Below are 11942 nucleotides of genomic sequence, written 5' to 3'. Positions count from 1 at the left end.
ATAAAAAAAGAAACTTTCTCCACTATAACCGAGTCTGGAGAAAGCTTCCATGGTACTATTTTCCTGTTTTCTTACGCATCATATCCCACTTTTTTACAGGAAATTCTGTTTTTAGTTGAATGACTTGAAGCGGATGCCTTGCTGCATCCAGCTCCTGCCCCTCTTCATTCCAGATGACGCCAACCTTTTGTTTAAAATGCGTTCCCTCGGGTCCGAAGAATTCAATTTCTTGTCCCGGCTTAAAATGATTTCTTTGCTGAATCCGTGCAATGCCCGTTGCCTCGTCATAAGACAGCACCAGACCGACAAAATCAAAGCCAACCACTTTATCCTCCGGTTCGAAAATATGATCTTCAGGGCCGGGCGTATCGTAGAAAAAGCCCTCGTTCAAAGGACGGTTCGCCGCTTTGTGGATCTCCTCCTGCCATACAGGATTGAGTTTGAAGTGTTCCGGATCCTCAAAGTAAGCATCAATCGCCTGTCGATACGCATTAACAACCGTCGCTACATAATGAATGCTCTTCATTCTTCCTTCGATTTTGAAGCTGTCTACACCGGATTCAATCATATCGGCGATATGTTCGATCATGCTGAGATCCTTTGATCCCATCGTAAAAGCATCATCTTCATCGCCAAACAACGGCAAATCCGTCGCCAGCGGCGCTGATTCCGGCTGATCTTTGGCAAACAGATCATATTTCCAGCGGCATGATTGCGAGCAGCCTCCGCGGTTGGAGTCACGATCCGTAAAATGATTGGAAAGCACGCATCTGCCAGAGTAGGAACTGCACATCGCCCCATGAATGAAAGCTTCAATCTCAACATCGACATGCGCTTTAATTTGATCAATTTCTTCCATGCTGACTTCACGAGCCAGAACGACGCGCTCAATGCCCTGGTCTTTCCAGAACTTCACGGTTTGCCAGTTCATCACCGATTGCTGTGTACTCACATGAACTTCCAGTTTAGGCGCCACTCTTCGGCAGGTTTCCATAATCAGCGGGTCCGCTGCAATGATGGCTGAAATCCCAACCTCTTGAAGTCCTCGTAGGTACTCATCCAGCCCTTCAATGTCCTCGTTATGTGCATAAATGTTCGTTGCTACGAACACTTTGGCTCCGTACCCATTCGCAAACTCAACCGCTTCACGCATTTCTTCAAGCGAAAAGTTGTCTGCGCTGGAACGTAGACCATACTTCTGTCCGCCAATATATACCGCGTCAGCCCCGTAATGAATAGCAAATTTCAATTTTTCCAAATTGCCCGCAGGGGCAAGTAATTCCGGTTTATGCAGTCTAACACGCTTCCCTCTCGCTCGTGCTTCTAATGCTGTCGTCATCTCGAAAACGCACCTTCTTCCATCTATCAATATACCTGTTCTTTATAGAAAAACCCGTACGACAATTCGCGTTCAGGGTCCTGCAATTCTGTTATCGCATCCAGCCATTTTTGCTGGAACTCAAATTCTTCCGGGTTTGCGGCATAAGCGTCAATGACAGCACGGTAGCTGCGAACGACTGTTTCGTTATAGACGGTCGATTTCAGGAGACCTTCAATTTTGAAACTATCGATCCCGCCGTCCATAAGCTCAGGCAAATTCTCCAGCATGCAAAAATCCTCAGAACTCATGATGTGCGTACCGTTACTATCCTCATACACAGGGTAACGCTGATCACGGCGTTCGTGCTCGATAAGGAACAGTCCGCGTTCAATGGAACGATCCTCCGTTGATGCATCTTTCCCTTGGTGTTCGATATAATTTTTCACTAGCTCTCGCTTAGAGTGATAAATATTGGTAATCCCATGCACTTGAACTTCAACCGCTAGTTCCGTATTTTCTTTAAAAGCCAATACCTGCTCCATATTCAGCTCTCTAGCCAGCACAACCCGGGTTGCCCCTTGTCTGCCCCAATAATTCGCAGTTGCGAAATTGGTAGAAGTCATCTCCGCGTTCCAGTGCAGCGCTAGCGGCTTTGGTAACGTGCGCGCAGCCATAAGGACCGCGGGATCACCGAAAATAACGCCATCTACGTTATAAGCCTGAAGCTTGCTTAAATAGTCTGACAGGCCCTCCAAGGAGTTATTGTCAAAAATTTTGTTCACCGACACATACACCTTTGCCTGTTTCTCGTGCGCCCAAGCTACTGATTCTTCAATCTCCTCTAGCTTCACGTTTCCAGGCAAACGCATAGCGTAGCGCTCTTCTCCAATTATGACACTGTCCGCGCCAGCTTCAATCATTGTTTTCAATTCAGCGACATTGCCGCAGCTTATTACTAACTCTGGTTTTTTCACTTGCTTACCCTACCTTCTGTCAGCTTCCTAACGTGGTATTAATTCGCGGCCTTTTTACTTTCCGCAATATTTTTTTTGTGTTCTTCATAGGTCTCCGCGAACAAATGCCCTTTCGTGCCGTCTTTCTTTGTTACATAAAACAAGTACTTCGTTTCTTGTGGATAGATCGCTGCTTTCATCGAGGCAAGGCTCGGACTGGCAATAGGCCCCGGAGGCAGCCCTGTATTCAAGTACGTATTATAAGGGCTTTGAATTTGCAAATCCTTTTCCAACAACCGTTCCTTGGACTTATCAAACAAATATTGCACCGTTGCATCAATTTGCAGGGGCATGTTCTGTTTCAACCTGTTTTGGATAACGCCGGAAACAAGAGCCCTCTCTTCATCCACAACAACCTCTCGCTCAATTAAAGAAGCGATCGTCAGCATCTGATGCACGCTAAGTCCACGTTCTTTGAGTTTATCCTTCCAGTCCGGCGGCAGCGTTGCAAGCTTCTTGTCCAATTGCTGCAGCGTTCGCTCAATGAACTCCTCTTCCGTCGAACCCTTCTTAAACTCGTACGTTTCCGGGAACAAATACCCTTCAAGCCGGTGCTTCAAGTTCTTATTATCCGGAATGCCGCTCGCGGCGGTATCTTCCGTCAAGCCTGCAGGCGCATCTGCCAGCTTCAAGAACACATCTTTGTTCCATGGCGTCTGTTCACTTAATTTGGAAGCAATTTGATCAACGGTGTATCCTTCGGGAATCGTTATTCGAATAACCTCTTCCTTTACCGTTTCCCCTTTATTCAGCTTTTCAATCATCTCATCAAAGGTTAAGCCGGGCTTCATGTCATATTCGCCGGCTTGAAACCTGGAGCCTTGCTTTTTCACTTTTAAATAATACGTAAAAATGGATGAGTTCTTAATAAGGCGCTTTGTTTCAAGCTCTTTCGCGATTTGTACAGATCCGGCGCCTGGGGGAATGGATACCCTCACTTCTTGCTCCGAGGCTTCAACCGGCTGCAGGCCGTTCGCAATATATAATCCTATACCGCTTGCTGTCCCGATAACAATAAGCAGAAACGTACCCACTATAAGAAGTGTTAGCTTCAGCTTCTTTGTTTTCGTCGTCTTCCCTGCGCTTTCTTGATCAAGCATGTTGTTCACGATGATCCTCCTAAACGTTATGCAGCAGCAAAAAAACAAAACTCTGCTATCGCAAGCTCTCCAAGCAAACAAAAACGAGCGGATGCGCTCCGCTCGGTTGTTTGCTTCTTACAAGTCATCCTGATCTGGAAATACCATCTCATCGTAGAGCTCCGAAACAGTCTCGTATTCGTCGTCATCTTCAATGGTTTCCAGCTCGTATTCGCCGTCCGCATTCTGCGTCACCCGGAAAACCGCAACCTCGTCTTCCTTCTTGAGTTCATCGGATTGCAAAACCGCATACGTTCTATTGTCATAAACGAATTCTTTAAGAAGATGATAAACCGTTGATTCATTTTGCTCATCAAACAAAATAATATCATCCCCGTAAGCTTTGCGCAATACGTCAGAAAGCGTCGTACTCATGCTTCTTCTTCCTCATCGAATTCTGCCATTAATGTGTTAAATGTTTCTTCCACGATATTCCACTCTTCTTCATCATCGATGGTGAACAGCTTCAAATCTTCGCCGTCATCGTCTTCTTCATAACGGAAGGCATACACTTCGTCGGATTCTTCGTCTCCTCCGTCTGTAGGCACCACCATCATGTACTTCTTGTCAGAACCGTCCACTTCGAATTTCATGATAACCTCGAACTCTTCTTCGTTGCCTTCATCGTCCGGGATGTAAATGATTTCTGGTTCCTCTTCACGCAATTCTTCTTTGGACATGTTCATTCACCTCTTCATATTGGCATCCATATACCCTTGCAGGATGATTTGCGCGGCCATTTTATCAATGACCTGCTTCCGCTTCTTCCGGCTCACATCTGCTTCAAGCAGTGTGCGAGTCGCAGCAACGGTCGTCAGACGCTCATCCCACAAGTGTACGGGTACACTTAGTTTTTGTTCTAACTCTTTCGAAAACTCGATGGCCAATTCGCCACGAGGACCAATCGTGTTGTTCATATTTTTGGGTAAGCCAACGACAATTTGCGTAACACCGTACTGCTCGACAATTGCAACCAGCCGGTCAATGTCTTCTCCTGGCTTACGACGATGTATGACTTCCAGCGCTTGTGCGGTCCATCCCAGCTCATCGCTCATCGCTACACCGATCGTTTTATCCCCGTAATCCAAGCCTATCCATCTCATTCGGTTCTCATTTCCTTCTATTTGTGTTGACCCAGATAAGCGCGAACCAACTCTTCAATCAGTTCGTCGCGTTCCCGTTTACGAATGAGGCTGCGCGCATTATTATGCCGTGGAATATAAGCAGGATCTCCGGAAAGCAAGTACCCGACAATCTGGTTGATCGGATTATACCCTTTTTCCTGAAGAGCATCATACACCGCTAATAACACATCTTTGGGCGAAGTCTCAATTTCTTCTGCTTTCACGTTGAACTTCATCGTTTTATCCATGGAACTCATCAGGAGCACCTCACTTTCCTTGTGATACCATTTGTAAAAATTTGAAAACTGTTCGTGTATACTGGTTTATATTCTCTATGGGTTTAAAAATTCCTGTCCCCCAAAAAAATAATTATGCAAATTGCGACAGAAGTCCCTCAACGCCGGAAAGTGCAGCCTGCAATTTGGAAGCGTCTTTACCGCCTGCTTGAGCCATATCCGGTCGGCCTCCACCGCTTCCGCCAACTGCTGCAGCAACTTCTTTAATAATTTTGCCGGCATGGAAACCTTTTCCAACAAGATCCGGTGTAACAGCTGCAACCAAATTGACTTTATCGTCTGCCACAGCGCCTAGAACGATAACAGCAGACCCCAGTTTCGTCTTCATTTCATCGACGATGTTGCGAAGTGAATCCATATCCGCTGCGTTCACTTGAGCAGCTAGCACCGAAACACCGGCAGCTTGCTTCACTTGATCCGTTAAGGAACCCGCTTCAATGCGGCCAAGTTTGCCGCGCAGCGACTCGTTCTCACGTGCCAGCTCTTTCACTTGCTGCAGTGCCGCTTCTACACGTTTCGGAACGTCTTGAACGTTCGATTTGAGCATGCCTGCTGCTTCTTTGAGCAATTGCAGCTGCTGGTCAAGGTATTCATACGCGCTGCGGCCAGAAACTGCCTCGATCCGACGTACGCCGGATCCGATACCGGATTCGCTCACGATTTTGAATAAACCGATTTGGCCCGTGTTCTGAACGTGACAGCCGCCGCACAGCTCTAAGCTGTAATCGCCGACTTGCACGACGCGCACGATATCGCCGTACTTCTCGCCGAATAGTGCCATTGCTCCCATCGCTTTCGCATCAGCAATTGGTTTCAATGAAATTTCGACATTCATGTTATTCCAAATTTGCCGGTTCACGCGCTGCTCAACATCCTGCAATTCTTCGCTGCTAATGCTGCCGAAATGCGAGAAGTCAAAACGCAAACGATCCGGTTCTACCAGGGAGCCTGCTTGGTTAACATGCGAGCCCAGAACTTCTTTAAGCGCTTTATGCAGTAAATGCGTAGCCGTATGATTTTTGATGATATCGCCGCGCTCAGCAGATGCTACGATAGCCTCTACCGTGTCGCCTTTGCGTAGAACGCCAGACTCCACTACGACTTTGTGAACATGCTGACCGTGAGGCGCTTTAATGACGTCTTCAACCTTCAGTGTAACTTGGCTGTTGCGGATGGTTCCGAAGTCGCTCACCTGACCGCCGCTTTCTGCATAGAAAGGTGTGCGGTCCAGAATAACCTGGCAAGTCTCGCCTACGCCAACGATGTCGACAAGCTCATTTTCATGAACAATAGCTTCTATATTAGCAGTAACTACCAATTCATTATATCCAACAAATTCGCTTTTAACCGTCAATTCGGACAGCGGGCCGCCTTGAACCTTCATTCCGCCTTCTTTTTGACTAGCTGCTCTTGCACGGTCACGCTGTTCCTGCATCGAAGCGTCGAACCCTTCACGGTCAACCGTCAAGCCTTTTTCTGAAGCAAAATCCTCCGTCAAATCGAACGGGAAGCCATACGTATCATATAGTTTAAAGGCATCCGGTCCACTGATTTGATTCGTACCGGCTTGACGCGTCTTTTCGACCATCTCCGCCAGGATGACCAAACCATCACTTAACGTTTCATGGAAACGCTCTTCTTCGGTACGGATGACTTTCTCGATAAATTCACGTTTGTCTACGACCTCGGTGTAGTAAACGCCCATGATTTCAGCGACGGTAGCAACCAGTTTGTACAGGAACGGTTTATCTTGGCCAAGCACTTTCCCGTAACGCACAGCACGGCGCAGCAAACGGCGGATCACGTAACCACGTCCTTCATTAGAAGGAAGTACGCCATCGCCTACGGAGAAGGCCACCGTACGAATGTGATCGGCGATTACTTTCAGCGCCACATCGTGATCATCGTTCACATGATACGTTACACCAGTAAGCTCGCAGGTTTTATCGATAATCGGTTTGAACAGATCCGTGTCAAAGTTGGAATCTACGTCTTGCAGAATCGAAGCGAAGCGCTCCAGTCCTGCGCCTGTATCAATGTTTTTGTTAGGAAGCGGTGTGTAGCTGCCGTCCTTATTATGGTTGAACTGTGTGAATACAAGGTTCCACACTTCCAAGAAACGTTCGTTTTCTCCCCCAGGCCAGCACTCCGGATCGGATAAATCGCCGTATTTGTCGCCACGGTCATAGAAAATCTCCGTACAAGGACCACATGGACCTTCGCCGATGTCCCAAAAATTATCTTCTTTGAGCTTGTAGATACGCTCTTCCGGGATACCGATTTGTTTGTGCCAAATCTCAAAAGCTTCTTCATCATCCTCGTGCACCGTAACGGAAATACGATTCGGATCAAAACCGATCCATTGCGGGTCCGTCAAAAACTCCCATGCCCATGGAATAACTTCTTTTTTAAAGTAATCACCGATGGAGAAGTTCCCTAACATTTCGAAAAATGTATGGTGACGGCGCGTTTTCCCGACATTCTCAATATCGTTCGTACGAATACATTTCTGTGCATTCGTAATACGCGGATTTTCCGGAATTTCCCGTCCATCCAAATATGGCTTTAACGGTGCAATACCGGCGTTAATCCAGAGCAACGACGGATCATTATGCGGAACAAGCGAAGAGCTGGGCTCTACCTTATGCCCTTTACTTGCGAAGAACTGCAACCATTTGGAACGAATTTCACTTGCCTTCATCTCACTCAAGCCTCCATATTTACCTATAATGTTTGAAAACAAACAAAAAACGCCCCTGTAACATACAGGGACGAATCATCGCGGTACCACCCTGGTTATTGCGTTTCCCTCCCACCGTACCTGCGGCAGAGGAAATCAGGCAATCTCCTTGTGCGGATCTGTAACGGGTCCACCCGGTGGAGTTCATCCACACTCCGAAATCAGCTTTCAGCCATCCTAGCACCGAGAGGTTCTTCCAGCCGGATTCGCGCAAAAGCCGCTCACCGGAACCTCATCTCTGACAGTGGACTATGACTTACTTCAATTTCATCAACGCTTTTGCAGTAGATCTAGATAAGGCAAATTATAACTTTATGCCTGAACCGTGTCAATATTGATCCCTGTTCATGGAACCAGTTCAAGGAGACGACAAAGATAAAGGATTAAAATCATAGTTGACAATCGTTCTCAATGGCGATATACTAAACTCATTGATAATGATTTTCATTATCGAATAAAGCAATATAGAATCAACGTTTAATTTATTCCGTAGCCCATTCGATGGTTTACGTATGCCACTCCCTTTAATATCCTCAACCCTCGTGCAAAACCCCTGTGTACCATGATCCCGCAAGTCATGATGCACGGGGGTTTTGTGCGTCTATTTATGCGTTTAGCCTAGTTTCGGCCTAAGCCTATCCTTAGATCCCGCTAAGTCGTGGGTTTATGGACATAGTGCAAGAAAACGTGCTGAATAATCACCTTCATGACCGCGAAGAAGGGGACCGCTAGGATGAGTCCCACTATACCCGCTACTTCCCCACCGACCAATAAGGCAAAAATAATAACGAGCGGATGCATATGCAGCTTTTTGCCTACCACTTGCGGTGAAATGACATTCCCCTCAAGAATTTGCACGGCTAAATTCACAATCGCGACGAATAGCACCATTTTTAGCGAAATCGTTGAAGCCATAATGATCGCCGGTGCGGCACCAAAAAACGGCCCAAGGTAGGGAATAATATTGAAAACCGCCACAACACTGGCGAGTAAAAGCGCATACGGCATACCAATGAGCCAATACCCCAAATAGGCAAGCCCCCCGATAATGACGCAAACCAACAGCTGGCCGCGAATATAATTCCCAAGCGCAGTATCGATATCGATGAGAAGCTTAACTGTTTTCTTGCGATGCTCCTTCGGTACGATGGCAAGCGCTGTTTTCTCGATGATTTGAAAATCTTTCATGATATAAAAAGCAACGAACGGCACGATAAAAGCGATAAACAGCATAGAGATCGTGCTTCCAATTTGATTCATGTAGTTCGATATCGCCATGGAGATACTATTTTCCAACTTCGTTAACGAGTGGTTAAAGCCGTCTCTCACACTGTCCGGCAGCAGTCTGTTCTGGTTAAATCCGTCCACAATCGACTGCGCGCGAATTTCCATCTGCGGCATGTGCTCGTTCAACTCCGCAATTTGGGTCATAAATACGGGAGTCATATTCATGATAATGACCGTGAGCGAGGATATAAAAACACAATAAATCAACAGCACAGCAATCGTTCTCGGCACTTTGCGCTGGTTCAGCATGTTCACGACCGGATTCAAGATGTAGGAAATAATTACAGCGATGAAAAATGGCGCTAATATCGCTTTTAAAAAAGTGAATAAGCTTAGTAAAATAGGTTTGATCAGCAGCAGCATATAGATACAGGCCAGTGCCAAAAGCAAATACACCAGCCCTACAAACCATCGATTTCTCCAAAAACGTTCCATCCCGTTCACCTCAGTGATTCTAAATATGTCCACGCTCATACAGTATATGTACATGCTGGTCAAATTAACCTTGTAGACAAAAACAAAGAGACGCCACTTTACAAGCACGGATGTGCCCATAAGTAACGTCTCTTGTTTGTTATTATGATTAATTTGCGTGTTCTTGGATCAATGGCATTTCTTCTTCAAAAAATAAATCATCCAGAGAACTTAGCGTTCCGTCTTCCTCTACTTGATACACGGACATTTTCTCTCCGTTGACGCTGAGTTCGATAAAGCAACCCCAGCAATAAAATTGGTGGGAACCGATTTTTCCAATATCTTTGGAATTACAGTTTGGACAACGCATCTTGCTCACCCTATTCTTCTTTGGATACGAAGAGTTCTTCTACTTCCTGAGAGCAATGTACAGGCACTATAATGGCATCTTCTCCTTTGGTTGCCGAATCCGGCATGGGAAGCCATTTACGCCCTTCCTTTAAATCAGAAATAAACCCTTCGGACAATTCATAACCTACTATTTGTTTACCCCAATCTTGGGTTAAATAAACATCTTCTACCACGCCTAATTTGTCTCCGCCGACAGTAACGACTGGAAGACCTTTAATCGGGTGGTTTCCTTCCAGAAAAGCATGGCATTCAACTGCCTGCTCAAACTCGACTATGACATTTTCGTTCGGTATGGTAACGGCATCTTCACCTGCAGCGACAACTCCATCCCACGGTACGTACCGTAAGGAGGAAAACCACATCTTTGCTTCTAGAATAATGCCTCGTATGTTCCATTCAGGGTCAATCATCAAATCTTTCACTTGGCCTAATTGTTTACCGGAATCTACCGTCAGAACGGGAAGTCCGATCAAATCATGCGCTCTGCGCAAGGTGCTTTCCTCCTAGAACCACCCGGTACTAATTATTACGCAGCCGTTTGACAATGGTTGCAATTTTCTGGGCAGCTGTTTCAATTTGATCTTTAGAATTCCCCATTCCAAAGCTAAATCGAACGGCAGAGGCAGTAACATTTTCTGGGAGTTTCATTGCTTGTAAAACGTGAGACACTTCAAGTGAACCTGAGGTGCACGCAGAACCGCTTGCTGCAGCCACATCTTCCAGGTCAAGATTCATAAGCAACGTCTCTGTAGATACGCCAGGAAAGCTGATGTTCAGAATATGCGGAACTTGTTGTTCGGCATGTCCATTTATCGTAAATTGATCACGGCCTATTTGCTGCTCCAAGCTAGCAATCATACACTGTCTAAGCTCTGCAGCTTGCTCATAAAGGGTTTCCGTCTTAGGGAGAATCATCTCCATGGCCTTGGCAAACCCTGCTATGGCAGCTACATTCTCCGTTCCCGCGCGGCGTTTTCTTTCCTGTGCACCGCCAAATACATGAGGAACCAGCTTCGTGTTCTTGGAAACATACAATGCACCCACACCATTAGGACCATATATTTTATGAGCAGACAAGCTAAGCAAATCAACCGGCAGTTCATGAAGATTCAACGGCAATTTACCTAAAGCTTGAACGGCATCAACATGAAAAGGAATATTCCGGCTTCGTGCTAACCGGCCAACTTCTGTAATCGGTTGAATCGTGCCTATTTCATTATTCACATACATGATAGAGATGAGAGCCGTATCGGGACGAATAGCCGACTCCACATCTTCGACTTGAATAAGACCAGTCGGACCTACTGGAAGGTAAGTGACCTCGTAACCGAGGTTCTCCAGCCGCTTACAGGGATGCAGGACAGCATGGTGCTCAATCTCTGTCGTAATGATATGTTTCTTGCCATTATTGTTCGCATGGATGATCCCAAAGATCGCCATATTGTTGCTTTCAGTCCCGCCGCTCGTAAAGATGAGTTCACCAGGCAAACAGCACAGTGACTTCGCCATCGCGTCGCGAAAGCGGTTCAGTGCTGTTCTCGTCGCTCTGCCGAAGCTATGCGTGCTGGAAGGATTGCCAAAATAAGCTGTATAAAAAGGAAGCATAGCTTCCATAACGTCGGGATGCACCGGCGTGGTCGCCGCGTGATCAAGATAAATTGGATTCATAAATCACCTTAAATGTAAAACATGTAATTGTCGTGCTGGCCTGCGTCTTCAAAGGAAATCAGGTTCGCAAGCGTTGTAGAATCAAGAACTTCCGCGATGCTGTCGCGGATACGGATCCATAAATCGCGCTTCGCCGGGTCATCTTCCTCCGTAAAGTCGACTGGACTAATCGGTCCTTCCAACACGCGAATCACTTCACCCGCTGTCACTTGATCAGCAGGCTTGGAGAGAATATATCCACCGTACGCTCCACGAATGCTTTTGACCAATCCCGCGTTACGCAAAGGAGCAACTAGCTGCTCGAGATAATGCTCGGATAGCTGATGCTTTTCGGCAATACTTTTGAGTGAAGTCGGACCTTCACCAACTCGATTGGCCAACTCCATCATGATCGTTAGACCATAGCGGCCTTTTGTGGAAATTTTCAAAATTTACACCTCATTCAACATTTATGCCATCAAGGGGGCTAATTGATATTACGAGAAATTGTGAGTTGTTTACCTAATGCTTTGTCCACATTCAGACAGTA

The 11942-nt window shown here is 46.3% G+C and carries 13 protein-coding genes; all 13 read right to left on the bottom strand.

From position 1 onward, the window contains the following. Positions 1–55 precede the first annotated feature (55 nt). Entirely contained in the window at positions 56–1339 is a 1284-nt protein-coding gene (locus PCH02S_RS18225; protein WP_127455359.1) for a peptidase U32 family protein, read from the bottom strand. 26 nt (positions 1340–1365) lie between these two features. After that, positions 1366–2295 carry a peptidase U32 family protein gene (locus tag PCH02S_RS18220; protein WP_246069139.1) on the bottom strand — a complete coding sequence of 310 codons (930 nt, stop codon included), beginning with the start codon at positions 2293–2295 and terminating at the stop codon, positions 1366–1368. A 38-nt stretch (positions 2296–2333) separates the two neighbouring features. Next, positions 2334–3434: an endolytic transglycosylase MltG gene (gene mltG / locus PCH02S_RS18215; RefSeq protein WP_127455393.1), complete on the bottom strand. Its 1101-nt coding sequence runs from the start codon at positions 3432–3434 to the stop codon at positions 2334–2336. A gap of 117 nt (positions 3435–3551) precedes the next feature. Continuing rightward, complete coding sequence (locus PCH02S_RS18210) at positions 3552–3848, bottom strand: DUF1292 domain-containing protein (protein ID WP_127455358.1); 297 nt, start codon at positions 3846–3848, stop codon at positions 3552–3554. Beyond that, on the bottom strand, positions 3845–4153 hold the full coding sequence (locus PCH02S_RS18205; RefSeq protein ID WP_056610485.1) for a DUF1292 domain-containing protein: 309 nt from the start codon (positions 4151–4153) through the stop codon (positions 3845–3847). Before PCH02S_RS18205 ends, PCH02S_RS18210 begins: the two co-directional genes overlap by 4 nt. 6 nt (positions 4154–4159) lie before the next feature. Continuing rightward, positions 4160–4576 carry a Holliday junction resolvase RuvX gene (gene ruvX, locus PCH02S_RS18200; RefSeq protein ID WP_127455357.1) on the bottom strand — a complete coding sequence of 139 codons (417 nt, stop codon included), beginning with the start codon at positions 4574–4576 and terminating at the stop codon, positions 4160–4162. 17 nt (positions 4577–4593) lie between these two features. Further along, positions 4594–4854 (bottom strand): IreB family regulatory phosphoprotein, encoded by a 261-nt coding sequence (locus tag PCH02S_RS18195; RefSeq protein WP_028555746.1) that lies wholly within the window; start codon positions 4852–4854, stop codon positions 4594–4596. A gap of 112 nt (positions 4855–4966) precedes the next feature. Then, positions 4967–7594 (bottom strand): alanine--tRNA ligase, encoded by a 2628-nt coding sequence (gene alaS, locus PCH02S_RS18190; protein ID WP_127455356.1) that lies wholly within the window; start codon positions 7592–7594, stop codon positions 4967–4969. A gap of 690 nt (positions 7595–8284) precedes the next feature. Beyond that, positions 8285–9355, bottom strand: coding sequence for an AI-2E family transporter (locus PCH02S_RS18185; RefSeq protein WP_127455355.1), 1071 nt, complete (start codon positions 9353–9355; stop codon positions 8285–8287). Between the two features lie 148 nt (positions 9356–9503). Next, complete coding sequence (locus PCH02S_RS18180) at positions 9504–9704, bottom strand: hypothetical protein (protein WP_079419326.1); 201 nt, start codon at positions 9702–9704, stop codon at positions 9504–9506. A 10-nt stretch (positions 9705–9714) separates the two neighbouring features. Next, entirely contained in the window at positions 9715–10236 is a 522-nt protein-coding gene (locus tag PCH02S_RS18175; protein WP_127455354.1) for a PRC-barrel domain-containing protein, read from the bottom strand. Between the two features lie 28 nt (positions 10237–10264). Further along, the gene (locus PCH02S_RS18170) at positions 10265–11413 is read right to left on the bottom strand and encodes a cysteine desulfurase family protein (RefSeq protein ID WP_127455353.1); all 1149 of its coding nucleotides are present in this window, start codon (positions 11411–11413) and stop codon (positions 10265–10267) included. Between the two features lie 8 nt (positions 11414–11421). Further along, positions 11422–11841 carry a cysteine metabolism transcriptional regulator CymR gene (cymR, locus tag PCH02S_RS18165; RefSeq protein WP_127455352.1) on the bottom strand — a complete coding sequence of 140 codons (420 nt, stop codon included), beginning with the start codon at positions 11839–11841 and terminating at the stop codon, positions 11422–11424. Between the last annotated feature and the right edge of the window lie 101 nt (positions 11842–11942).

The sequence above is a fragment of the Paenibacillus chondroitinus NBRC 15376 genome (genome assembly GCF_004000765.1).
In the GTDB taxonomy this organism is placed as follows: domain Bacteria; phylum Bacillota; class Bacilli; order Paenibacillales; family NBRC-103111; genus Paenibacillus_E; species Paenibacillus_E chondroitinus.
The sequence above is the reverse complement of the archived record's forward strand: the minus strand, read 5'-3'. Positions and strand labels throughout refer to the sequence as shown.